Here is a 24,467-nt window from a genome sequence, read left to right as displayed (position 1 = left end):
GCGTCAGCTGTTGCGGATCATCACCGTGAGCATGGTGTAATATTCGGCGAGCGGGATCGTCCGTTCGAGCTCGCAGCCGATCCGACCGCCAAGCGACCAGCGCACGATCGCGTCGACATAGCCGAAGATCGGCAGGCGAATCCGCAATCGATCGCCCGCGGCCGGATCGCCGTCGCACCGTGCCATCAGGCCATTGGCGGACATGTTGACCAGCACCAGCTTGACCATGCGGTCGTCGCCATCAAGCGCATGCGTGCGGTGCATCACTTCGTCGCGCGGCTCGCCGCGCGCATCGCGAACGGCCGTTGCGTAGCGTGGCATCGATCGCTCCCCTGGAATAACCATCCCGCCTGTGTACGGCGCGCGGCGTGAACCCGATACGAACGGTGATACTTAACGCGACGTTCTTCGAAACGAGAATGCCTCTATTACGAGGGGGTTAGCATCCCATGTCGTTTCTTGCCGAGGCTGAGCCGTACGGGCGACGCGACGTCGATGCTGCTGGTCGGCTCGCGGACAGCCTCGCCATCGACACGCACCGCGCCCTCGGCGATTTTCCTGCGGGCCTCGCCATTGGAGGCGACGAAGCCGAGCCCGACCAGCGCCTCGACGACACCGATCGAGCCACCCGTAACGGCGTAGCTCGGCAACGAGTCGCCCGACGCGCCCTCCTCGAACGTCTTCCTCGCAGTCTCGGCGGCCTGCTCGGCGGCATCGCGCCCGCGGCACATCGCGGTCGCTTCGTTGGCGAGGACGATCTTGGCGGCATTGATCTCCGCACCTTCGAGCGCTTCGAGACGCGCGATCTCGTCGAGCGGGAGGTCGGTGAACAGCTTCAGGAATCGGCCGACGTCGCGGTCGTCGGTGTTGCGCCAGAACTGCCAGTAATCGAAGTGCGGCAACTGGTCCTCGTGCAGCCAGACCGCGCCCGACATCGTCTTGCCCATCTTGCCGCCGTCCGCGGTCGTGATCAGCGGCGTGGTGACGCCGTAGACCTCGGTCGAGTCCATCCGTCGCGCGAGTTCGATGCCGTTGACGATGTTGCCCCACTGATCCGAGCCGCCCATCTGCAGGCGGCATTCGGCGCGGCGCGACAGTTCGAGGAAGTCGTACGCCTGAAGGATCATGTAGTTGAATTCGAGGAAGCTCAACGACTGTTCGCGGTCGAGGCGGAGCTTGACCGAGTCGAACGCGAGCATCCGGTTGACCGAGAAATGCTGGCCGACGTCGCGCAGGAACGGGATGTATTCGAGCGCGTCGAGCCACTCGGCATTGTCGAGCATCACCGCGTCGGTGGGCCCGTCGCCGAAGGTCAGGAAGCGTTCGAAGATGCGCCGGATCGAGGCGACGTTGGCCTTGATCCCGTCCTCGCCGAGCAGTTTCCGGGCTTCGTCCTTGAAGCTCGGATCGCCGATCTTGCCGGTGCCGCCGCCCATGAGCACGATCGGCTTGTGACCGGTTTGCTGGAGCCGGCGGAGGAGCATGATCTGGACGAGGCTGCCGACGTGGAGCGACGGCGCGGTCGGGTCGAAGCCGATATAGCCGGGCACCACTTGCTTGCCGGCGAGCGCATCGAGCGCGGCGGCGTCGGTCATCTGGTGGACATAGCCGCGCGAGGTCAGCGTGGTGAGCAGGTCGGACTGGTAGGTCATGGTGCGTCTCGTTCCCCTTCCGCTTGCGGAGGGGTTAGGGGAGGGGCTTCCTCGCCCCCATGCCCTCCCCCGATCCCTCCCGCAAGCGGGAGGGGAGAATCACGTTCGCGGCAGTTGCGACGTTGGATCGACGGGAGTCCGGCCCTTGCGCAGTTCGAAGTGCAGTTCGGGTCGATCCGCAAACCCGGTGTCGCCCGACAGCGCGATCGTCTGGCCTCGTTTGACGCTCTGGCCGCGTTGCACGAGCAGCTTCGACGCGTGGCCATAGACGCTCGTCCAGCCGCCGCCGTGCTTGATGATCACCAGCCCGCCGAGCGCGGCGATGCCATCGCCGACATAGGCGACGACGCCGTCCGCGGCCGCGTGGATCGGCGTCGAGACCGGCACGGCGATCTTGATGCCATCGTTGCGCTCGCCGCTGGCACCGTGGCCGAAGCGTTTCACGACCTTGCCGTCGACCGGCCACAGGAACCCGCCGCTTGCAAGACGCGCCGGCGCGGTGACGACGGCGTTGGAGGGCAGCACACGCCGCGGCGTCGCGATCGGTCTTACCGGCGCCTGGTTGCTGGCGAGGGCGGGTTCGCCGCCAGTCAGGATGTCGTCGATGTCAAGCGTGAACGCCTGCGCGCGTTCCGATGCGCTCGCGGTGCCGCCGCTCGGCTCGCCAGGGATCTGGATGCGCTGGTCGGCGCGCAACACGTAGGGTTCGACGAGCGCGTTGGCGGCGACGATCCGCGACCATTCGACACCGTAGGCGCGAGCGATCGCAATCCCAGTCTCGCCGCGGCGGACCTGGTGATAGCGGCCGCCGGGGATCTGCAACCGTTGGCCGGCTTGGATCGAATAGGGCGATTCGAGGCCGTTCGCGCGCGCGATCGCTTCGAGGCTCGCACCGCTGCGATCGACCACGCGGCTCAGCGTATCGCCGGGCCGGACGACATAGGTTGTATCAGGAATCGTCTTCGCATCGGCGCTGACCGGCCGCGCTTCCCAGGCGGGGCGTGGGGCGGGCAGGGTGGTGACCTCGCCGGTATCGCGTCCGGGAATGTCCTGCGGCTGCCGGTCGTCACGCGGCGTGTCCTCGCGCGGCATATTCTCACGCGGGCGGGGCGGATCGTCGCGGTGGGGCGGCGGATCGCGGTACGGACGCTGCGGCGCGTTTCCATAGCCGGCGGGGCGATCGACGTGCGGAATGCACGCGGTCAGCGCGAGCGTCGCCAGCGAAACCAGGACGCCCGCACGCCGCATCAACGATAGGCCTGCTTCAGCATGTCCATCGATTCGAAATGCGTGAGATCGAGATGCAGCGGCGTGACCGATACGTACCCCGCCGCCGTCGCTTCGAGGTCGGTCGCGTGCGCCGGCGTCTCGACGGTCCGGCCAAGCGCGAACCAGTGATATTCGTAGCCGCGCGGATCGGTGTTGCTGACGATCTGCAACCGGCCATAGTCACGGAAACCCTGGCCGACGACGCGCACGCCCTTCACCGCATCGGCCGGGCCGGCGGGAAAGTTGATGTTGACCAGCGTCCGCGGCGCCAAGGGTGCGTCGACCAGCGGCCGCAACACGCGTTCGCCCCAAGCCGCGGCGGCCTCGAACGGCACGCTGTCGCCCATGCCTTCGCGGCTGTATATCTGGCTCAGCGCGATCGACCGGATGCCGCCCAGCGCGCCCTCCATCGCCGCCGAGACGGTCCCCGAATAGGTCACATCCTCGGCAAGATTCGCGCCCCGATTGACGCCGGACAGAATCAGGTCGGGTGGGCAATCCTTCATGATCTTCGCGAGCGCCATCATCACGGCATCGGTCGGCGTGCCCGCGACGGCATACCGCTTCTCGCCATGCTTCCGCACGCGGATCGGCCGCGACAGCGTGAGCGAATGCCCAGCCCCCGACTGTTCCTCGGCGGGTGCGACCACCCAGATATCGTCGGACAAGGTTTGGGCGATCGTCTCCAGCACCTTCAGGCCGGGCGCATGATAGCCGTCGTCATTGGTGAGCAGGATCCGCATCAGCGCTTCGGCTCCAGGACGGTCAGCCCGCCAAGATACGGCTGGAGCACGGCGGGAACCGCGACCGAGCCATCTTCCTGCTGATAATTCTCCAGCACCGCGACCAGCGTCCGCCCGACCGCGAGCGCGGAGCCATTGAGCGTGTGGACGAACCGCGTGCCCTTCTCGCCCTCGGGCCGATAGCGCGCGTTCATCCGCCGCGCCTGGAAATCGGTACAGGTCGAGACGCTGCTGATCTCGCGATAGCGCGCCTGGCCCGGCAACCAGACTTCGAGATCGTAGGTGCGTGCAGCGGTGAAACCCATATCGCCGGTGCATAGAAGCATCCGCCTGAACGGTAGCTGCAACGCGTCGAGCACGCCCTCCGCGCAGGCGGTCATCCGCTCGTGCTCGGCCTCGGACATGTCGGGGGTGACGATCGAGACCATCTCGACCTTGTCGAACTGATGCTGGCGGATGTAGCCGCGCGTATCGCGACCTGCTGCGCCCGCCTCGGAGCGGAAGCACGGTGTCAGCGCGGTGAAGCGCAGCGGCAGTTCGGATTCGCTCAGGATCTGTTCGCGGACGATGTTGGTGAGGCTCACCTCCGCGGTTGGGATCAGCCAGCGGCCGTCGGTCGTCCGGAAAAGATCGTCCGAGAACTTGGGCAACTGGCCGGTGCCGAACACCGCCTCGTCGCGGACCAGCAACGGCGGCGAGACCTGCTCGAAGCCTGCCTCGGCGACATGATCGAGCATGAATTGCCCGAGCGCGCGTTGCAGCTTGGCGGCCGGCCCACGAACCAGCGTGAACCGCGCGCCCGACATCGCCGCGCCGGTCTCGAAATCGAGCCCGATCGCAGGGCCGATCGCGTCATGCTCGCGCGCCGTGAACGCGAACGTCGTTGGCGTGCCGCGCGTGTGGACGAGCGCATTGTCGTCTTCGCCGCCGCCCTCGGGCACGTCGGTTGCGGGAAGGTTCGGGATCGCGGCCAGCATGGCCTGGAGTTCGCCACCGAGCCGCGCTTCGTCGGCTTCCAACGCGGGCAGCGCCTCCTTCAGGCTCGCGACCTCGGCCATCAGCCCCTGCGCCTTGGCCTCGTCCTTCTGAGCCTTGGCCTGCCCGATCGCCTTCGACAGCTCGTTGCGGCGTGTCTGCGCGGTTTGCGAGTCCGCGATCGTCGCGCGGCGCTGTTCGTCGAGCATTACCAGCGAGGCGGACTGCGGTGCGACACCCCGCTTGGCGAGGGCGGCGTCGAAGGCGGCGGGATCGTCGCGGATCAGGCGTATGTCGTGCATGGCCGGGCTATGCCGACCGGCGGGGGCGTACGCAAGGCGGCGCAACCTCCCCGGCACGCGGCGCGTTCATCCCGCATACGCATAGCGAAAAGGAGAGACACGCATGCATCTTCCCCACAACTCCGTCGTGCTCGTCGCGGACGGCCGGAAAATGCTGTTCCTGCGCAACGAGGGCGACGCCGAGTTCCCCAATCTCGTCGTCGAAAAGGCGCAGGAGCAGGACAATCCGCCGACGCGTGACCAGGCAACGGATTCGGCAGGCCGCGCGTCGTCGCCACAGGGCGGTGTGCAGAGTTCGGTAGAACCGACCGATTTCCACCAGATCGAGGAAGATCGCTTCGCCGCCGACGCGGCCGAATTTCTGAAGGCCGGTGCGCTGAAGAACAGGTATGACTCGCTGATCGTGATCGCGCCGCCGAAGACGCTCGGCGAACTGCGCAAGCATTACCACAAGGAAGTCACCAGCCGCCTTAAGGGCGAACTCGATAAGGACCTGACCGGGCATCCGATCAAGGACATCGAGAAGGCCCTCATGAACGCCTGATCGACGGATAAGAAAAAGGCCCCGTCGGAAGATCTCCGGCGGGGCCTTTTCTATGCGAAGTTCCAGAGGTTAAGCTGCAACCGCCTTCGTTTTGGCGAAACGCTTGCGCGCGACGAGCGCTGCTGCTGCCGCACCGAACAGCAACACCATCGGCGGAGCGGGAACCGGTGCCGGCGGACCACCGCTCGATCCCGTGCTGCCGCTCGAACTGGCGCTGCTCGCGCTCGACGCGCTGCTGGCACTGCTTGCGCTCGAACCACTCGATCCGCTCGCGGACGAGCCACTGCTTCCCGACGATCCGGAGCTGCCGGACGATCCGTTCGAGCTCCAGCCGCCGGTCGAGTTCCAGCCGCCGCTCGATCCCCAACCCTTGCTGCTCGATCCATATCCCGACGAACTACCGCTGCTGGCCGAAGACGCGGAGGAGGCAGACGATGCCGACGATACGTTGCCGCTCGATCCACCCGATGCGGACGATACGTTGCCGCTCGATCCACCGGTCGACGATGTGCTGGAAATGGTCGCGCCACCCGTACTGGTCGACGATCCGCCGCTCGATGTCGAAGACCCGCCGCTGCTGGTCGACGATCCGCCGGTCGAGGTCGATCCGCCGCTCGACGTCGAGGAGATGACGATGCTCCCGCTCGATCCGCCGCTGCCACCGAAGCCGCCGCCAAAGCCACCACCGAACCCGCCGGGCGTACCGAAGAACCCGCCGCTGCCACCGACCGCGATCGGATCGGGGCCCGCGCCGCCGCCGCCAATGTAACCGGTGCCGACCGGAACCGGGACGGGCGCTGCGTTCGCGACCGTTACAACGGTTGGCGCGCACGTCTGGCGAGTCGTGGTGACCACGCGGCGGACGCGCGGCCGAGTCACGGCGGCGATCTGTGGTCGCGCGACTCGCTTGACCAGGACTCGCTTGGTATTAGCGGTTCGCTGCGGGCGCTCCGCGATATGCACCGCGCCGCCGCCGATCAAAGCGCCACCGCACGCGCACGCGCACAATTTCGCCAGGGCCATCCTCACCGACATATCGTCACTCTTTCGTTGCCGGCACCCTCGTGTTGCCGGATCCCCGTACGCAGTATTCGGAACTGCTATCCGACTAACTGCAAAACAAAGCGTTAAGCGCAAGTGGCTTAACCACATTCCGGATGGTTAAACGAGGATTTACTTATGCGGAAACCAGTGCGTCATCGTTAACGTGCCGCGCTGGGACAAAGTATAGCCCTGGCGCGCCGCGGACCCGTCCCGTACCGAAAAACGCTGACGCGACATCCGCAATCCGAGCGCCGCAATAAAATGTCGGTTTCGGGGCAGAATGCGCAAGCGCTGTCGCTTGTGGTCGCATGCCCGTGAGACTATAGGCGCTTTCACCATTTGGGGGCGGTCCTTGGAAATCAGCGAGGCTGATGCGACGGGGCCAGAGGGAGAGTGGTATGGCGACCGTAATGAATCGTGTGGACGATACCGGGAATTCCAGTCGAGAGGCCGCCAACGACAGCGGCGAGGATGGTTATCGTCCAGACGCGGACGAGCCGTTCATGAGCTTGAAGCAGCAGGCGTATTTCCGCCGCAAGCTTCAGGAGTGGAAGGAATCGATCCTGCGGGAGTCGCAGGAAACGCTTTCGCAGTTGCAGGTCGATTCGCTGCGTGAGGCGGATCTCACCGATCGTGCATCGAGCGAGACCGACTGGTCGATCGAACTGCGCACGCGCGACCGTCAACGCAAACTCGTCTCCAAGATCGAAGCCGCGATCCGGCGGATCGACGAAGGCGAATATGGCTATTGCGAAGTCACCGGCGAGCCTATCAGCCTGGCGCGACTTGAGGCACGACCGATCGCGACGATGACGGTCGAAGCGCAGGAACGTCACGAGCGTAACGAAAAGGTGTCGCGCGAGGATTGATCGCGCCCACCGATGGGGAAGAGAAAGCTGTGTTCGATCATGGTAAAATCGGTCGCGGCATGAGCATCGACACCGGGTCGCCCGGCGGCAACGAGAACCGGCGACGGCGCGAGCGAGACAGCTTGCTGCTGGTCGCGCAGGTGCGGATCGGCGACGAGACGACTGCCCGCGAGGCTAGGGTTCGCAATCTGTCCCAGACGGGTTTGATGGCCGAGCTCGCCAAGGTCGTCGATGTCGGGACGCCGGTCACGGTAACGCTGCGCGGGATCGGCGAAGTTGCGGGCACGGTCGCGTGGTGCACCGAGGGGCGGATGGGCATATCGCTCGACTCGCCAATCGATCCGCTGCTCGTGCGCAAATCTCCCGATGGGACCAAGCCCTTGTCGCCGTCCTATACGGTCAAGGCGTCGGACAGCGCGTACGCCTTGCGCAATCCGAAGCCACTGTAACTCCCGCAAGTGGCTCCCCGGATTTACCCGGGGAGCGGTATCGGCGACCGTTATACGCTGACGATCTCTTCCTTCAGTCGCAGCTTCTGCTTCTTCAGGCTCGCCAACAGGTTCGCGTCGGGTAGCGGACGGTGCGTTTCGTCGGCGATCCGCTGCTCCAGCACGGCATGCTTGGTTTCCAGGGCTGTCTGATGAGTCGTCTGCACGGTGGGATGCCTCCTGCATTCGGGTTGGGGAACGGAGTAAACCACTCCGTCATCGAAATGTCTTCATCGGAAACGGACCAAATCGATTGGTCGAACGATTTGGCGCGACGGACCGAACGTGCGCGGTGGGGTCGCGATTCGTCTTGAAGTACGTTTTCGGTCTCGGCCTGACGGGCAGGGACGGTTTCGCACTCGCGCACTGCGCTGCGTTTGCTAAGGGCACCGAACACGACGGCAGCCATCGGGGGGCGAGTGGACGACGCGCAGACAAGAGTTCGACTTGATTCATTGCGGATCGAGCATCGCGATCTCGACGACGCGATCGCCGCCCTTGCGCTGGCATCGACGCCCGACCAGTTGCAGATGGCGCGGCTCAAGAAGCGAAAATTGCGGCTACGGGACGAAATTGCCTCGCTGGAAGACCTGCTGATTCCAGATATTATCGCGTGATTGCAACGGCCTAAACTGGAATGCGCACGTACTGGCGCATTTTGGGACACATGATGGTTAGCGTGCCGTTAACCTCTCTGGATGGCGTCTGGCCGGTGTGCCATTTGTCCAATCGATGACCCACGCCGGCTATGAATCGCGGATGCAGCGCCGCCTGATCGACGCTCTGTATAGCGAAGCGATGCTGCTGGCCGACGAGGCGCGGACCTATTTCGACGAAGCCGGCCGGGTCGAACGCGAGGCGCTCGATCCGCTGATCCGGGTCAGCTTCAGTTGCGAATCGCTCAAGTTGACGACCCGGCTGATGCACGTCATCGCGTGGCTGCTGACGCAGCGCGCGGTCCAGGCGGGGGAGCTGCGCCCCCGCGACGCGCTCGATCCCGCGCGGCGGCTGGGCGATGCGCCGATCACCGACGCGGCGCTGCTCGCGATGCTGCCGACGCGCGCGCGCGAAATGATCGGGGCGAGCACCGACCTGCATCGACGCGTGGCTCTGATGGATGAGGCGCAGGATATGCCGGAGGTAATCGCGAGCCCGGTTCGGTCGATGCAGAAGCGGATCGCCAACGCGTTCTAGGGCGCTGAGTTTATCTCGGCGGCAGGGCGGCCCGCTGGGCGGTGCGCGCTTACATCATCACGGAGAGTTTGGGTTCGGGGAGGGGGCAAACTCACCCCGTAAAATCGGCAATGGTCGGGGCGATAGGATTCGAACCTACGACCCCTGGACCCCGAGACCAGTGCGCTACCAGACTGCGCCACGCCCCGACAACATTGCCGGTGAGCGCCCTAGCCGCGACATCCCGAACGTTCAAGACAATTATGGTGTGTGTCCGCGATCTATCGCGCACGCGGCGTCGCTGCTAGGAGCGCGCCATGACTCCGCTCGACCGCATCCGCAATTTTTCCATCATCGCCCATATCGACCATGGCAAGTCGACGCTCGCCGACCGGCTGATCCAGGAAACTGGCGGCCTGACCGCGCGCGAAATGTCCGAGCAGGTGCTCGACAACATGGACATCGAGAAGGAGCGCGGGATCACGATCAAGGCGCAGACCGTGCGCCTAGCGTATCACGCGAAGGACGGCTTGGATTACGTCCTCAACCTGATGGACACGCCGGGGCACGTCGACTTCGCCTACGAGGTCAGCCGCAGCCTGGCCGCGTGCGAAGGCGCGTTGCTGGTGGTGGATGCCGCGCAGGGCGTCGAGGCGCAGACGCTCGCCAACGTCTACCAGTCGATCGAGCACGACCACGAGATCGTGCCGGTGATCAATAAGATCGATCTGCCCGCCGCCGAGCCCGAGAAGGTGCGCAAGGAAATCGAGGACGTGATCGGCATCGATGCATCCGAGGCGGTGCTCGCGTCGGCGAAGTCCGGGATAGGCATCGTCGAGATCCTCGAGGCGATCGTCACCAAGATCCCGCCGCCCAGCGGCGACCCGGAGGCGCCGCTGAAGGCGATGCTGGTCGACAGCTGGTACGATCCGTATCTCGGCGTCGTCATCCTGGTGCGCGTGATCGACGGCGTCCTGAAAAAGGGCCAGCAGATCAAGTTCATGCAGACCGGCACGATGCATCTGGTCGACCGGGTCGGCTGTTTCCGTCCGAAGATCGAGCAGCTGACCGAGCTCGGCACCGGCGAGATGGGCTTCATCACCGCGCAGATCAAAGAGGTCGCGCAGACCCGCGTCGGCGACACGATCACCGATGCCAAGCGGCCTGCGCTCGAAGCGCTCGCGGGCTTCAAGGAAGTCCAGCCGGTCGTGTTCTGCGGGATGTTCCCGGTCGATGCCGCCGAGTTCGAGAAGCTGCGCGAGAGCATCAGCAAGCTGCGGCTGAACGATGCGAGCTTCTCGTTCGAAATGGAGACGTCGGCGGCACTGGGCTTCGGCTTCCGCTGCGGGTTCCTCGGGCTGCTGCATCTTGAGATCATCCAGGAGCGGCTGACGCGCGAATACGATCTCGACCTCATCACCACCGCACCGTCGGTCGTGTACGAGATCGAGCTGACCCACCCCGATCCGTCCGGCACGACGCATATCGAGTTGCACAACCCCGCCGACATGCCCGAGCCGAACAAGATCGCGACGATCAGCGAGCCGTGGATCGAGGCGACGATCTACGTCCCCGACGAGTATCTCGGCAGCGTCCTGAAGCTCTGTCAGGACCGCCGCGGGATCCAGAAGAACCTGACCTATGTCGGCGGCCGCGCGCAGGCGACGTACGAGCTGCCGCTGAACGAAGTCGTGTTCGATTTCTACGATCGGCTGAAGTCGATGTCGAAGGGCTATGCCAGCTTCGACTATCACCAGATCGGCTACCGCGAGGGCGACCTCGTCAAGATGGGCATCCTGGTCAACGAGGAGCCGGTCGACGCGCTGAGCATGATCGTCCACCGCGGCACCGCCGAAGTGCGCGGCCGCGGCATGGTCGAGCGGCTGAAGGAGCTGATCCCGCGCCATCTGTTCAAGATCCCGATCCAGGCGGCGATCGGCGGCAAGGTGATCGCGCGCGAGACGATCAGCGCGATGCGCAAGGACGTGACCGCCAAATGCTATGGCGGCGATGCGAGCCGCAAGAAGAAGCTTCTGGAAAAGCAGAAGAAGGGCAAGCTGAAGATGCGCGAGTACGGGTCGGTCAGCATCCCACAGGAGGCGTTCATCGCCGCGCTGCGGATGGGCGACGACGCGTAGGCGGCCAAGGGTAGGCGGGGCAGCGCTTAGCTGAGGCTAGCGCCAAGCCGGACGGCGACCGGCCGAGCTTGTCCTCGGTCGTGTCGTCCGACGACGCGGCTTTGCCAGGTCGCGGCTTAGGCTCAGTTCGAAAGCTAGTTCGCTCTTCCTTGTTCTCCCGCGAAGGCGGGAGCCCAGTCTGGGTCCCCGCCTTCGCGGGGAAACATGCTACCCCTATGTGCAGGAACCGACGTCGAACCTTTCCGGGGCGGATAAGCGACGTTGAGACACTCGAAACCCAAGCCCCGAATGCCTACCCGCGCTGGAACGGCGCATCGCCGCCCGTCGCTGTTACTCGTACGTCGCGACCCCAAACGCGATGTAACCGATGCACAGGATAATCCGCGTCAGCCACGCCGCTTCGCCGTGCAGTACGACACTCGCTGCAATCGCGGCGATAAATGCCGCCATGATCGCCCAAGCCTGCCAGGCGAAAGGGAACGGGAAGATGCCGCCCGTCGCACTGGGCTCGAACCAACCCGAACGCCGAATGGTCAGCCAAAATCGCATCACGAAGTCCATAGGGCGAAGCTAGCATGGCGTTTCCGCTTCCTGCCATCGGCAAAAATATCGCACCGTGTCGCAAACCTGCAATCACCCAAAACGCCGTAACCAACTGTCATCATACCAACACAATCCCGGCCTAACCGCCGAGCCGGGGAGTGAGCGTCGCGAGGCGTCGTCGGGCCGTCCGGGGAGGGCGGTCGATGGCGCGGAGCGACGTTGCGTATTGGGATGTGCGGCCGGTCGTCAGGGACGCCGCTGCACTATTGGGGAATATCATCTTGAAGATTTCGGTCGTTAAGTCGGCGTTGATGCTCGGCGTCGCGTTTGGTTCGGTTGTGGGTGGCTCGGCTGCGTTCGCACAGGCCGTGCCGGTCCAGGATCGGGCCCAGACTCAGGCTGGGCAGTCTGCTCCCGAGGAAGGCTTGGACGACATCGTCGTCACCGCCGAGCGCCGTTCGGAAAACCTCCAGAAGGTCCCGCTCTCGGTCGGCGTCGCGTCGGGTGACGCACTGCGCGCCTATACCGCAGGCGGCGACGATACGCTGCTCGCGCTGTCGGGCCGCGTCCCCGGCCTGTACGTCGAATCGACTACCGGCCGCATCTTCCCGCGCTTCTACATCCGCGGTCTCGGCAATATCGATTTCTACCTCGGTGCATCGCAGCCGGTCACGATCATCCAGGACGACGTGATCCTCGAGCATGTCGTGCTGAAGTCGAACCCGGTGTTCGACGTCCGCCAGGTCGAAGTGCTCCGCGGTCCGCAAGGGTCGCTGTTCGGGCGCAACACCACCGCCGGCATCATCAAGTTCGACACGAACAAGCCGACCAACGACTTCGAGAGCCGCGCATCGGCCTCGGTCGGCAGCTATGGCAGCGTCAGCCTCGATGCGGGCGTCGGTGGTCCACTGATCAAGGACCTCCTCTCGATCCGCCTGTCGACGCTGCTCCAGCATCGCTCGGATTACATCGACAACGCCTATGCCGGTGTAAGCCAGGACAGCACCGCGACGCCGCGCAAGGACGCCATGGGCGGCTTCGACGATCGCAACGTCCGCGTGCAGCTGGCGCTGACACCGGGCGAACGCTTCACCCTCGACCTGTCGGGCCACGCGCGCTGGTATGGCGGCACCTCGACGTTGTTCCATCGCGGCGCGCTCAAGAAGGGTTCGAACGACGTCTCCGCCGAGCCGCGCAACACCGTGGCGCTCGACGAGGGTAACGACAACCCGCAGAGCTACAACACCTATGGCGGCTCGGCGCGTGCGTCCTACGACTTCGGTCCAGCCACGCTGACCTCGATCACCGCATACGAGACCACGTCCGGGTTCAGCCGCGGCGATACCGATGGTGGTGCGGGCGCGAACTTCCCGGTCCGCAACGCTGCCAACGTCCTGACGGCCAACGGCTTTGGCCAGTCGCAGGGCCAGATCCGCGATCTCGATCAATGGTCGCAGGAAGTGCGCGTCGCCGGCACCCCCGGTGGCCGCTTCAACTGGCAGCTCGGTGGCTTGTACTTCGACAACCGCGACATCACCGATTTCTACCAGCGGACGTTCTTCCTGACGACGGCGGCGCGCAATCCCAACAACTGGGTGCGGTTGCATGACGTCAACACCTCGTGGGCGGGCTTCGGCCAGGTCAGCTACGAGCTGATGGACAAGCTGACGGTGACGCTTGGCGGGCGCATCACCGAGGACAAGAAGCGTACGCAGCTGCTGAAGACCGTTCAGAATGCGGCTGGCGTCAATCAGTATCCGACCAACTTCCGCCGCGACGTCACGCTGAAGTCGACCAAGCCGAGCTGGGATGCGAGCATCCTGTACCAGGCGAGCCCCGACATCAGCCTCTACTCGCGCGTTGCCCAAGGCTTCCGCGGACCGACGATCCAGGGTCGTTCGGCAGTGTTCAACTCCGACTTCTCGACCGCGAACTCGGAGACGATCCTGTCGTGGGAGACGGGGATCAAGACGCGCCTGCTCGACAATACGCTGACGCTTAACGCCACGGTGTTCGGCTACCGCGTCAACGACATCCAGCTCAACGGCAACGACGTCAACGGCAACGGCATCCTGTTCAACGGCAACAAGGCCGAGGCGTACGGCATGGAAGCCGAGGCCAATTGGAAGCCGGTACCGAACCTCACGCTGGGCGCCGGGCTCAGCCTGTTGCACAGCGCGATCCGGGACAAGACGACCGAGGTGCAGATCTGCGCGCTCAACAATATCGTGGTCTGCACGCCCTCGGCGCCGGTCCGCGCGGTTCCCGGCGCTTTCGGTACGACGTACCTGGTCAAGATCGACGGCGAGCCGCTGCCGAATGCGCCGGAATACAATGTCGACCTCACCGCGCGCTACGACCAGCCGCTCGGCAATGGCGGTCGCGCGTTCATCGCGGGCGACTTCAACATCCAGGGCTACACGCAGTTCGTGCTGTACAAGACCAAGGAGTTCACCGCGAACGGCAACTTCGAGGGCGGCCTGAAGATCGGTTATGCCGCACCGGACGACGCGTACGAACTGGCGGTGTTCGCCCGCAACATCACCGGCGAGAAGAACCTCAAGGGCGTGATCGAGAACTACATGGCGGCGGTCTTCAACGAACCGCGGATCATCGGTGTGTCGCTCAGCGGCAAGTTCCGCTGATCTGACCTTCCCCCCTCCCGCAAGCGGGAGGGGCCGGGGGTGGGCTCGCGCTATCGTCGAGCGCAGCATGTGGTCGGGCCGGGCGCCCACCCCTGCATCCCCTCCCGCACGCGGGAGGGGATGCAGGGAGTTCGATGTTGCTACCTAACGCCCGCGTGACGCATTTTTCAGCAGCGTGGGCGCAAATGGCATTGTAGCGAAATGTTGCGGCGAGTTGCCGTTTTCCTTCGGCCGGTTGATACTCGCTCCATGTCGCTCAATCCCGTATTCTATGATGCAAGCGGCCGTCGTCGTCGGCGGTTCACCTTTGGCGTCGCGGCGTTCATCGCGCTGCTGCTGCTGTCGATCGCGATGTTCGCCGTCTCGATCGGTGCGGTGCCGACTGCGCCGCTGCTCCCGATCGAGCCCGAGCATCCCGCGCTCCACAAGCTGCCCGCACCGCGCGGCGGTATCCTCCGCGAGACCCGTCGCGACCTGAATTACTACGCCAAGCAGCTGTTCGGGACGAGCGCGGCCAAGCCCGGTGTCGGCAATGGCGCCAACCCTACACTCGCGATCGCCTTCCACGCGCCCTGGGACGAGGCGAGCACCGCCAGCCTCGCGCGGCACGTCGAGCAGCTCGACTGGCTGATCCCCGGCTGGGTCTCGATCACCGGCAAGGATCACCACATAACCGTGTTCCGCGATCAGGCCGGTCGCGACATCCTCAACAAAGCGGTCCACCGTCCGATGATCCTGCCGATGGTGCAGAACGCGGTCGACGGGAAGTGGGATGGCGCGGGCAGCGCTGCTCTGTTCGCCGATCCGAAGGCCCGCGCAGCGTTCCTCGACAAGCTCGTGCCGTTCCTCAGCGCGAACCATGCCGGCGGCGTATTCTACGATTTCGAGGACCTGCCCGCATCGGCCCAGCCCAACTACCGCGCCTTCCTCGCCGAGACGCGCGCGCGCTTTGCGCCGCGCGGTTGGGTCGTCGCGATCGCGGCGCCGGTCGCCAACCCCGACTGGAACCTGCCCGCGTACGCCAAGGTGACCGACAAGGTCTTCCTGATGGCGTATGACGAGCACGAGACGAGCGGCGCGCCCGGACCGATCGCGTCACAGCGTTGGTTCGCCCGCATGGTCGCCGACGCTGCGCGCGGGATTCCCCCCGCCAAGTTGGTCGTCGCGATTGGCTCCTACGCGTATGATTGGCACGCCGGCGCGGACAGCGGCAACGGCGATGCGCTCGACGTCGAGGAGGCATGGCAGGCCGCGGCGGACTCGGGGACCGTACCGACTTTCGACAAGACCAGCGGGAACAGCAGCTTCGCCTATTCCGAGGGCGGCGTGCAGCATCAGGTCTGGCTGCTCGACGCGGCGTCTGCCTATAACCAGATCGCGTTCCTGCAAAAGGCGGGTCTCGGCAGCGTGGCGCTCTGGCGTCTCGGCTCCGAGGATCCCGGGCTCTGGTCGATCTGGGGCCGCGATCATCGCAAACTACCGATCCCCGACGCCATCGATAACATGCCGGCCGGCACCAATGTCGATATCGAGGGCAGCGGCGAAATCCTCAAGATCGCCGCCGAGCCCGTCACCGGCATTCGCGACGCGGTGCCGGCGAAGGACGGCACGATCGCCGACGTCAACTTCACGCGGATGCCGTCGCCCTATGTCGTGGTGCGGACCGGCTATCGTCCGAAGCAACTGGCGCTGACGTTCGACGACGGGCCCGATCCCGAATGGACGCCGCAGATCCTCGACATCCTCAAGCGCGAGCATGCGCCCGCGACGTTCTTCGTCATCGGCGAGAACGCGCTGACCGAGCGGCCTTTGCTCCAGCGCATGGTCGACGAAGGCCATGAGATCGGCAGCCACACCTATACGCATCCGAACCTCGCCAACGTCTCGCAGCGTCAGGTGAAATACGAGCTGAACACCACGCAGCGGCTGTTCCAGGCGTTCACCGGGCGTTCGCTCCGCCTGTTCCGCGCACCCTATTTCGGCGATGCCGAGCCGAGCACCGCGGACGAGATCCTGCCCGCGCTCGAAGCACAGCAGCGCGGCTATATTTCGGTCGGTCTCCACGTCGATCCCGACGACTGGAAGCGGCCCGGTGTGCAGGCGATCATCGACCGGACCATTGCTGGCGTCGAGGCGGGCAATCCCGAGCGCAGCGGCAACGTCATCTTGCTCCACGACGCCGGCGGCAACCGCGCCGAGACCGTCGCCGCGCTGCCGATCATCATCGAGCGGTTGCGGGCGATGGGCTACAGCTTCGTCCCCGTCTCGACCCTCGCCGGGCTGTCGCGCAACCAGTCGATGCCCGTGATCTCGTCGAGCGACCGCGTCGCCGCGGTCGCCGATCTCGCGCTGTTCAGCACGCTCGGCGGTATCGTCGTTGCACTCCGCTGGATCTTCGGCATCGCGATCACGATCGGCATCATCCGCGCGCTGGCCCTGTCGGCGCTCGCGCTGATCCAGGCGCGGCGCGAGTTGAAGACGGTGTTCCCGGCGATCGACCCGTCGCGGTTCGTCACCGTGATGATCCCGGCGTTCAACGAGGAGCGCGTGATCGTCCGCGCCGTGGAGGGCGTGCTGGCGTCGAACGACGTCGCGATCGAGGTCATCGTCATAGACGACGGATCGAGCGACGGCACCAGCCGCGTCGTCGCCGAGGCGTTCGCCGGCGACGACCGGGTCCGCCTGCTGACGCTGGAGAATGGCGGCAAGGCGCGCGCGCTCAATCGCGGGCTCGAACTCGCGCGTGGCGAGATCGTGATCGCGCTCGACGCCGATACGCAGTTCGAGCCGATGACGATCGCCCGCCTCGCGCGGTGGTTCGACGATCCCAAGCTTGGTGCGGTCGCGGGTAACGCGAAGGTAGGCAACCGCGTCAACCTGATCACAAAATGGCAAGCGCTCGAATACATTACCGCTCAAAACCTCGAACGGCGTGCGCTCGCACGCCTGAACGCGATGACCGTCGTGCCGGGCGCGGTCGGCGCGTGGCGTCTGGAAGCGATCCGCAGCGTCGGCGGCTATCCGGACGATACGCTTGCGGAGGACCAGGACCTCACGATTGCGATCCAGCGCCATGGCTGGAAGGTGCAGTACGACCAGTTCGCGATCGCCTGGACCGAGGCGCCCGAGACGATGCGCGCGCTCGCCAAACAGCGTTTCCGCTGGGCGTTCGGGACGTTGCAGTGCCTCTACAAGCATCGCTCGGCGATCGGGAGCTCCCATCCGCGCGGGCTCGGTTGGGTCGGGTTGCCGCAGGCGATCGTGTTCCAGATCGTGCTCGCGTCGATCTCGCCGATCATCGATCTCGCGCTGCTCGTCAGCTTCGCTTCGACCTATGTCGCAGTGCAGGCGCATGGCTGGGAGCAGACGAGCCACGACGTCTATACGATGCTCGCCTATTGGCTGATCTTCACCGCGATCGACCTGCTGGCAGCGACGATCGCGTTCGCGCTGGAGCGTAAGGAACGCTGGCGGTTGCTCTGGCTGCTGATCCCGCAGCGGATCGGCTATCGGCAGGTGATGTATTACGTCGTCCTGAAGGCGATCGCGCAGGCGTTGCGGGGGCCGCTGGTCGGCTGGGGCAAGCTGGCGCGGACCGGGCGGGTTACGGCTAACTAGGCGCGCAACGTATCGAACCGGCTGGCGTTATGGCCCAGCGCTATATATCGGTACGCGCAGAGTTCGAGGGGCAAGCAGTATGCGGTATCTGACGTCGGCAATGGTGATGGCGGTCAGTCTTGGGGCGTCGGGTGCCCAGGCACAACAGCGCCCTCCGTTGGTGCTGGCCGCAGCTTCGTTGCAGGAGTCGCTGACCGCCGCCGCCGATGCATGGGCGAAGAAGGGCCATGTGAAGCCGACGATTTCGTTCGCGGCATCGTCGGCTCTCGCGCGGCAGGTCGAGTCCGGTGCGCCGGCGGATTTGTTCGTGTCGGCGGACGAGGATTGGATGAACGCACTCGCCGCGAAGAACCTGATCGTCGCCAGCACCCGCGTCACTTTCCTTGGCAACCGCCTCGTCGTCGCGGCGCCGGCGGGTAGCAAGGTAAGAATCCCGGTGCGCCCGCCCGCTGCGCTCGTTCGCGTATTGACGGCAGGGCCATTGGCGATGGCGGATACCGCGGTCCCGGCCGGCAAATACGGCCAGGCGTCGCTGGAGAAGCTCGGCGTCTGGGCGAAGGTATCGCCAAAAGTGGTGCGTGCGGAGAACGTCCGCGCGACGCTGGCGCTGGTCGAGCGTGGTGCGGCGCCGCTCGCGATCGTCTACGCGACCGATGCCAAGGCGTCGGCGAAGGTTCGTATCGCCGGCGTCTTCCCGGAGACAACGCATCCCGCGATCACTTATCCGATCGCGCGGCTGAAGACGTCGACGAACCCGGAGGCCGAGGGCTTCCGCCGTTTCCTCTTCTCGCCTGCGGGCAAGGCGATCTTCGTCCGCTACGGCTTCTCCGCGCGCTAGTGCTCGACGCGACCGAATGGGGGATCGTCGCGCTGTCGTTGAAGGTCGGCGGCGTCGCGATGGCGGTGACCTTGCCGATCGCGTTTGCGCTCGCTTGGCTACTCGCGCGCGTCCGTTTTCCGGGCAAGGTCATTGTCGATGCGGCGATCCATCTGCCGCTGGTCGTGCCGCCGGTCGTGACCGGTTGGCTGCTGTTGCTGGCGTTCGGTCCCAATGGCCCGATCGGCGCGTGGCTCCAGGACTGGTTCGGCGTGACCGTCCTGTTTCGCTGGACCGGCGCGGCGATCGCGGCGGGCGTCATGGCGCTGCCGCTGATGGTGCGCGCGATGCGGATCTCGATCGAAGCGGTCGACAGGCGGCTCGAGAATGCGGCGCGAACGCTAGGTGCGGGGCCGTGGCGCGTGTTCTGGACGTTGACGTTGCCGCTCAGTATCCCCGGCGTGCTGGCCGGCGCGGTGCTCGGGTTCGCGCGATCGATCGGCGAATTCGGCGCGACGATCACCTTCGTCTCCAACGTGGCCGGCGAGACGCAGACCTTGCCGCTGGCGATCTATTCCGCGCTCCAGCAACCCGGCGCCGATGCGCTCGTGTGGCGATTGTCCTGCGTTTCGGTAGGCTTGTCCTTGATCGCTCTGATCGTGTCGGAGCTGTTGACGCGCCGTGCGGGCCGGGGTCTTCATGTCCTTTGAGATCGATATCGAGAAGCGCCTCGGCGATACGCAGGTGTCGTTGACGCTGGAGGCAGGCGAGGGGGCTACGGTGCTGTTCGGCCCGTCGGGCGTCGGCAAGTCGAGCGTTCTCAACATGGTCGCCGGGCTACTCCGTCCCGACCGCGGCCGGATCGCAGTAGATGGCGAAACTCTGTTCGGTAACGGAATTAACGTACCACCCGAGCGCAGGAAAGCCGGGTATGTCTTTCAGGAAGCTCGGCTATTCCCGCACATGCGCGTTCGCGCGAACCTGCTGTACGGCGTCCGCGACAAGGCGGAGCGGTTCGAGGACATCATCGGCTTTCTCGGCATCGGTCATCTGCTCGATCGCTGGCCGCGCACGCTCTCCGGCGGCGAAGCACAGCGAGTGGCGATTGGCCGGGCGCTGCTCAGCCAACCGCGCTTCCTGTTGCTCGACGAACCGCTGTCATCGCTCGATCGTGCACGCCGCGAGGAGGTCATGCTGGCGATCGAGCATATCCGCGACGTCATGCGCTTGCCGATCCTGATGGTCACCCACGATCCTGAAGAGGCTGAGCGGATCGGAAACCGTGTCGTGCGGATGTAGCTCCGCGGAAGACCAGAGCTAAACGAGTTCGAAGCTCTGTTTCTCGCCATTGACAGAACTCGTCGCGACCCAGAGGTCGAACAGGCCCGGTTCGATCACCCAACCGCCGTCACCCCAGAAGCGCAGATCTTCGCGCTTAAGGGTCAATGTCACGAGCTTCGATTCGCCCGGCGCCAGCGACACACGCGCGAACCCCTTGAGTTCGCGGACCGGCCGCGTGCGGCTGGCGACCCGGTCGTGGATGTAGAGCTGCACCACTTCGTCGCCGGCTCGGGCACCGGTGTTCGTAACGGTGGCGGTCACCGTGAGCGCACTGGTCATCCGCGCTGGCACGACGACGTTCGATACCGAAAAGCTGGTGTAACTCAGCCCGTGACCGAACGGATAGAGCGCCTCGTTCTTGGTCTCGCGGTAGCGCGACTTGTATTCTTGGCTGCCCGTATCCGGTGCCGGGCGACCCGTGTTTTTGTGATTGTAGAAATAGGGCTCCTGCCCGCTCTCGTTGGGGAAGCTCGCGGACAGCTTGGCTGACGGGTTGACGTCACCGAACAGAACGTCGGCGATCGAGTGGCCGCTTTCGGACCCGAGAAACCATGTCGCGAGGATCGCCGGTGCGCCCTTGACGGCCCCGTGGAGCGCAAGCGCGCGGCCGTGGCGGAGGAGGACGATGATTGGCTTGCCGGTCGCTGCAATGGCTTCGGCGAGCGCCATCTGTGGTGCGGGGATCGTAATTTCGGTACGCGATTGCGCTTCGCCCGACATGAGCTGCGATTCGCCGACCGCAAGCAGGACGATGTCGGCGTTTTGGGCGGCGGCGATGGCTTGAGCGATTCCACCGGGCAGGGGGGCTTCGATTTCCGCCCCCGGCGCCGTCGTGACCGTAAGTCCGCGAGCGCGTAGCCCCTGCGCGATGGAGACGTTGAGCTTTTCGTCAGCCATGAACGCCCAGGTGCCAACGACGTTCTTGCGATCCTCCGCGAACGGACCGATCAGCGCAATGCGGCCGGGGTTCTTCTTCAAGGGCAGCAGGTTACCGTCGTTCTTTAGCAATACGATCGAACGCGCCCCGGCCTCGCGGCTGAGCTTCAGCATGGCGGGCGTCGAGACGCTGCTGCGCTCCGCCTTCTGGCTGACCGAGCGATAGGGATTGTCGAACAGGCCAATCGTGTCCTTCAGGTGCAACACGCGTCGAACGCCTTCGTCGAGCCGCGCGAGCGGGACCTCGCCCTTCTCGACGAGGTCGGGGAGCCACAGATTGAACAGGTTGGACTGCATGGCCATGTCCATCCCCGCCATGAACGCTTTCTTGGCGGCGTCGCGGCCATTGGCGGCGTACCCGTGTGCGATCAGTTCCTCGTCCGCGGTATAGTCTCCGACGACCATCCCGCGGAACCGCCATTCGCCGCGCAGCAGGTCGGTCATCAGCCAGTGATTGCCACTGGAAGGAACGCCGTCGATGTCGTTGAACGCACTCATCAAAGTCGCCACGCCAGCATCGACCGCAGCCTTGAACGGCGCGAGATGGACTTCGTGCAGCGTCGCGGGCGATATTTCGGTGAAGTTGTAATCCTGGCCACCGGAAACCGCTCCGTATGCGGCGAAATGCTTTGCACAGGCAACGACGCGCGTGGGGTCGCGAAGATCGTCGCCCTGGAAGCCGCGGACGCGTGCTTTGGCCAGTTCCATGCCGAGATACGGGTCTTCACCAGAGCCTTCCGCGACACGACCCCAGCGTTGATCGCGCGCGACGTCGACCATCGGCGCGAAGGTCCAGTGGATGCCGAGCGCTGTGGTCTCAAGCGCCGCCGCACGTGCTGTACGCATCGCTAGGTCGGGGTCGAACGCGCAGGCTTCTGCGATCGGCAGCGGGTAGGCGGTGCGCAGGCCGTGGATGACGTCGCCAGCGAAGATCAGGGGAATCTTCAAGCGGGTCGCGAGCGCGGCGTCCTGCGCGGCCTTGGCACCGGCATAGCCGACCCCGTTGAAGAGCATGCCGATCTGCCCGGTCTTGATACGAACAAGCTGCTCCGCCGCGCCGCCGGTCGCGAGGCCGGGATTGAAGGGGACGCCGATCGGGCGGATCTGATCCGAGAAGCAACTGAGCTGACCCGCCTTCTCAGAGGGCGTCATCTTGGCGATCAGGCTCTCGATCCGGTCGCTTTGCGCAAACACGGCGGTCGAGCCGAGCGACAGGCCGGCGATGGCCGCGCCGCCGGTCAGCATCTGGCGACGATCTAGAATGGGCGACATATCCTGCTCCTCAGTCTTTGGAGCGGGGTAGTCGCTGGACCGCGGTTCCGCAAACTTGCGAAACCGCGGTCGGGGCGGTTAGCCCAGCGCGCGCGTGAAAAGCCGCGTCAGGCGAGCGGAGAATGCCCGGGCATCGATCGGGCGCTCCCCGTCGGCGATCTGCGCCTCGTCGAACAACAGGTGCGCCGCGTCCTCCCGCAGGGCCGTCTCGTCCTCGCCGAGCGCTGCCAACTTGGCGATCAATGCCGAGCGCGGGTTGATCTCCAGCACCGGCTTGGCCGCCGGCATCGCCTGACCGCTCGCCGCGAGGATGCGTTCGAGCTGGCGGTCCATGCCGCTGTCCGCTGCAACGAGGCAGACCGCGCTGTCGGTCAGGCGCTCGGACGCGCGGACTTCCGAAACGGCATCTGCGAGCGTCGTCTTCACGAATGCAATGAAGTCGGCGACCGCCGGCGTAGCATCGGCGGTCGGTTGCTCGGCACCGTCGACGAGCGGAATCAGGCCGAGATCGGCAGCGCCCTGTGTGACCGACTTGAACGGCTTGCCGTCATGATCGATGCCCGCCGTCACCCAGAAGCCGTCGACCGAGTCCGGCAGCAACAGCACTTCGATCCCACGCGCGCGGAACCCCTCGAGCTGTGGCGAGGCTTCGAGGCGGTCGAGATCGGTACCGACCGCGTAATAGATCGCGGTCTGGTTGTCCTTCATCACCGCGACATAGTCAGCAACCGAACGCCAAGCACCGCCGGACGTCGTGGTCTTGAACCGGGCGAGCTTCAGCAGCGCCTCGCGCCGTTCGAAATCCTCGTACAGCCCCTCCTTCAGGACCGCGCCGAAATTCTCCCAAATTTTCGCATACGCGTCAGGATCGCGGGTCGTGAGCTTCTCGAGTTCGGACAGTACGCGGCCGGTCACGCCCTTGCGGATCGCCGAGAGCATCGGGCTTTCCTGGATCATCTCACGCGAGACATTGAGCGGCAGGTCGGATGAATCCACCAGCCCGCGCATGAAGCGGAGATAGCGGGGCAAGACTTCTGCATCGTCGGTGATGAAGACGCGTTTGACGTATAACTTCATGCGGCCGTTGCGGTCGGGGTCGAACAGGTCGAACGGCTTGGCGCCCGGCACATAGGCGAGCACCGAATATTCGTGCAGCCCCTCGGCACGGTAGTGGAGCGTCAGCGCGGGCTCGTCATACTGGCCGGAGACGCTGCGGTAGAAATCGGCATAGTCCTCGACCGAGATATCCGCCTTCGGCTTGGTCCAGAGCGCGGCGCCGTCGGCGATGTCGACCGGCTCGGCATCGGGCTTTTCGCGCAGCGTGATCGGCACGGGTACGTGGCCCGACTGGTCCTTGATCAGGCGCTCGACCGTGAACCGGTCGGTGTAGGTGGTCGCGTCTTCGAGCAGGTGCAGCACGACGCGGGTGCCGCGGGCAGGGGCGTCGGCGGTCGGCACGTCGGCGATCGTGTAGGTGCCGAGGCCGTCCGACGACCAGAGCGAGGCGGTGTCCGCGCCTGCGCGCCGCGAGATCACGTCGACCTTCGATGCGACCATGAACGCGGAATAGAAGCCGACGCCGAACTGGCCGATCAACTGCGCGCCGTCCGAACCGCTCGACGCGGCGATCCGATCCATGAACGCCTTGGTGCCCGAGCGCGCGATCGTGCCGAGCGCCTCGCCCATGTCCTCGGCAGTCATGCCGATGCCGTTGTCCTCGATCGTCAGCGTCTTGGCGTCGGGATCGAGCGTGATCGCGATCGCCAGCCGGGTCTCGTCGCCAAGCAACTCGGACGCGCTCAACGCTTCATACCGCAGCTTTTCACACGCATCGGCGGCGTTCGAGATCAGTTCGCGCAGGAATACGGTCTTATCCGAATAGACCGAATGCACCATCATGTGGAGCAACCGCGCGACGTCCGCCTCGAAGGCATGGGTTTCGGGCGCGGAGGTTTCAGGTGCTGGGGCGGTTTCAGTGGTCATAGGATGTGACAGGTCTCTTGGTGAAAGGATCAGTCCGAGAATTGGCCGGAGGTCGAGCGGAATTCAAGACCTGGAGGTCCTCCGACAAAGCCGCGGACCGGCGACGGCGGTTTAG

Annotated in this window: 21 protein-coding genes and 1 tRNA gene; 12 read left to right on the top strand and 10 right to left on the bottom strand. The window is 65.2% G+C overall.

Annotation, left to right across the window (positions count from 1 at the left end; all coding sequences use genetic code 11):
* Positions 1-3 precede the first annotated feature (3 nt).
* The 5 genes from AC59GX_RS17775 to serS form a co-directional block, all read right to left on the bottom strand.
* Positions 4-321 (bottom strand): PilZ domain-containing protein, encoded by a 318-nt coding sequence (locus AC59GX_RS17775; protein WP_426282007.1) that lies wholly within the window; start codon positions 319-321, stop codon positions 4-6.
* A 107-nt stretch (positions 322-428) separates the two neighbouring features.
* Positions 429-1,652 carry a tyrosine--tRNA ligase gene (gene tyrS, locus AC59GX_RS17770; protein ID WP_426282009.1) on the bottom strand — a complete coding sequence of 408 codons (1,224 nt, stop codon included), beginning with the start codon at positions 1,650-1,652 and terminating at the stop codon, positions 429-431.
* A gap of 99 nt (positions 1,653-1,751) precedes the next feature.
* Positions 1,752-2,900, bottom strand: a complete 1,149-nt coding sequence (locus tag AC59GX_RS17765) for a peptidoglycan DD-metalloendopeptidase family protein (protein ID WP_426282010.1) — start codon at positions 2,898-2,900, stop codon at positions 1,752-1,754.
* A complete protein-coding gene (gene surE / locus AC59GX_RS17760) occupies positions 2,900-3,664 on the bottom strand; it encodes a 5'/3'-nucleotidase SurE (RefSeq protein WP_426282011.1) in 765 nt (254 codons plus the stop codon). The genes AC59GX_RS17765 and surE overlap by 1 nt, the downstream gene beginning before the upstream one ends.
* Positions 3,664-4,941, bottom strand: a complete 1,278-nt coding sequence (gene serS / locus AC59GX_RS17755; protein WP_426282013.1) for a serine--tRNA ligase — start codon at positions 4,939-4,941, stop codon at positions 3,664-3,666. The genes surE and serS overlap by 1 nt, the downstream gene beginning before the upstream one ends.
* A 103-nt stretch (positions 4,942-5,044) precedes the next feature.
* On the opposite strand from serS, the gene AC59GX_RS17750 reads away from it, so the two are divergent.
* From AC59GX_RS17750 to AC59GX_RS17735, 4 genes are all read left to right on the top strand, one after another.
* Positions 5,045-5,485: a host attachment family protein gene (locus AC59GX_RS17750; RefSeq protein WP_426282014.1), complete on the top strand. Its 441-nt coding sequence runs from the start codon at positions 5,045-5,047 to the stop codon at positions 5,483-5,485.
* 103 nt (positions 5,486-5,588) lie between these two features.
* Positions 5,589-6,254 carry a hypothetical protein gene (locus tag AC59GX_RS17745; protein WP_497302123.1) on the top strand — a complete coding sequence of 222 codons (666 nt, stop codon included), beginning with the start codon at positions 5,589-5,591 and terminating at the stop codon, positions 6,252-6,254.
* A gap of 673 nt (positions 6,255-6,927) precedes the next feature.
* The gene (gene dksA, locus AC59GX_RS17740) at positions 6,928-7,398 is read left to right on the top strand and encodes an RNA polymerase-binding protein DksA (protein ID WP_056058504.1); all 471 of its coding nucleotides are present in this window, start codon (positions 6,928-6,930) and stop codon (positions 7,396-7,398) included.
* A gap of 59 nt (positions 7,399-7,457) precedes the next feature.
* Positions 7,458-7,847 (top strand): PilZ domain-containing protein, encoded by a 390-nt coding sequence (locus AC59GX_RS17735; RefSeq protein ID WP_497302122.1) that lies wholly within the window; start codon positions 7,458-7,460, stop codon positions 7,845-7,847.
* A 50-nt stretch (positions 7,848-7,897) separates the two neighbouring features.
* Here AC59GX_RS17735 and AC59GX_RS17730 read toward each other — a convergent pair whose 3' ends face one another.
* Positions 7,898-8,053: a YdcH family protein gene (locus tag AC59GX_RS17730; protein ID WP_082441033.1), complete on the bottom strand. Its 156-nt coding sequence runs from the start codon at positions 8,051-8,053 to the stop codon at positions 7,898-7,900.
* Positions 8,054-8,305: 252 nt separating this feature from the next.
* Between AC59GX_RS17730 and AC59GX_RS17725 the strand changes: the two genes are divergently transcribed.
* A complete protein-coding gene (locus AC59GX_RS17725; RefSeq protein WP_056058507.1) occupies positions 8,306-8,503 on the top strand; it encodes a DUF465 domain-containing protein in 198 nt (65 codons plus the stop codon).
* Between the two features lie 115 nt (positions 8,504-8,618).
* Complete coding sequence (locus tag AC59GX_RS17720; protein WP_426282017.1) at positions 8,619-9,080, top strand: DUF1465 family protein; 462 nt, start codon at positions 8,619-8,621, stop codon at positions 9,078-9,080.
* 111 nt (positions 9,081-9,191) lie between these two features.
* Here the strand turns inward: AC59GX_RS17720 and AC59GX_RS17715 are convergent.
* A tRNA-Pro gene (locus AC59GX_RS17715) sits at positions 9,192-9,268 on the bottom strand.
* A 108-nt stretch (positions 9,269-9,376) separates the two neighbouring features.
* On the opposite strand from AC59GX_RS17715, the gene lepA reads away from it, so the two are divergent.
* The gene (gene lepA / locus AC59GX_RS17710; protein ID WP_056049136.1) at positions 9,377-11,197 is read left to right on the top strand and encodes a translation elongation factor 4; all 1,821 of its coding nucleotides are present in this window, start codon (positions 9,377-9,379) and stop codon (positions 11,195-11,197) included.
* A 330-nt stretch (positions 11,198-11,527) separates the two neighbouring features.
* Here the strand turns inward: lepA and AC59GX_RS17705 are convergent, their stop codons facing one another.
* Positions 11,528-11,746 (bottom strand): hypothetical protein, encoded by a 219-nt coding sequence (locus AC59GX_RS17705; RefSeq protein WP_253070541.1) that lies wholly within the window; start codon positions 11,744-11,746, stop codon positions 11,528-11,530.
* Between the two features lie 305 nt (positions 11,747-12,051).
* Between AC59GX_RS17705 and AC59GX_RS17700 the strand changes: the two genes are divergently transcribed.
* The 5 genes from AC59GX_RS17700 to AC59GX_RS17680 all read left to right on the top strand — a co-directional run bounded on the left by AC59GX_RS17700 (position 12,052) and on the right by AC59GX_RS17680 (position 20,119).
* A complete protein-coding gene (locus tag AC59GX_RS17700; RefSeq protein ID WP_426282438.1) occupies positions 12,052-14,385 on the top strand; it encodes a TonB-dependent receptor in 2,334 nt (777 codons plus the stop codon).
* A gap of 249 nt (positions 14,386-14,634) precedes the next feature.
* Positions 14,635-18,003, top strand: coding sequence for a polysaccharide deacetylase family protein (locus tag AC59GX_RS17695; protein WP_497302121.1), 3,369 nt, complete (start codon positions 14,635-14,637; stop codon positions 18,001-18,003).
* A 79-nt stretch (positions 18,004-18,082) separates the two neighbouring features.
* Positions 18,083-18,841, top strand: coding sequence for a molybdate ABC transporter substrate-binding protein (gene modA, locus AC59GX_RS17690; protein WP_426282020.1), 759 nt, complete (start codon positions 18,083-18,085; stop codon positions 18,839-18,841).
* On the top strand, positions 18,841-19,530 hold the full coding sequence (gene modB / locus AC59GX_RS17685; RefSeq protein ID WP_426282021.1) for a molybdate ABC transporter permease subunit: 690 nt from the start codon (positions 18,841-18,843) through the stop codon (positions 19,528-19,530). Before modA ends, modB begins: the two co-directional genes overlap by 1 nt.
* A complete protein-coding gene (locus AC59GX_RS17680) occupies positions 19,520-20,119 on the top strand; it encodes an ATP-binding cassette domain-containing protein (protein WP_426282023.1) in 600 nt (199 codons plus the stop codon). The genes modB and AC59GX_RS17680 overlap by 11 nt, the downstream gene beginning before the upstream one ends.
* 18 nt (positions 20,120-20,137) lie before the next feature.
* Here AC59GX_RS17680 and bglX read toward each other — a convergent pair whose 3' ends face one another.
* Together bglX and htpG are read right to left on the bottom strand one after the other, a co-directional pair.
* Entirely contained in the window at positions 20,138-22,369 is a 2,232-nt protein-coding gene (gene bglX / locus AC59GX_RS17675) for a beta-glucosidase BglX (RefSeq protein WP_426282024.1), read from the bottom strand.
* A gap of 78 nt (positions 22,370-22,447) precedes the next feature.
* A complete protein-coding gene (gene htpG / locus AC59GX_RS17670) occupies positions 22,448-24,352 on the bottom strand; it encodes a molecular chaperone HtpG (RefSeq protein WP_426282026.1) in 1,905 nt (634 codons plus the stop codon).
* Positions 24,353-24,467: the final 115 nt, after the last annotated feature.

The sequence above is a fragment of the Sphingomonas sp. 320_CC genome (genome assembly GCF_059691795.1).
The sequence above is the reverse complement of the archived record's forward strand: the minus strand, read 5'-3'. Positions and strand labels throughout refer to the sequence as shown.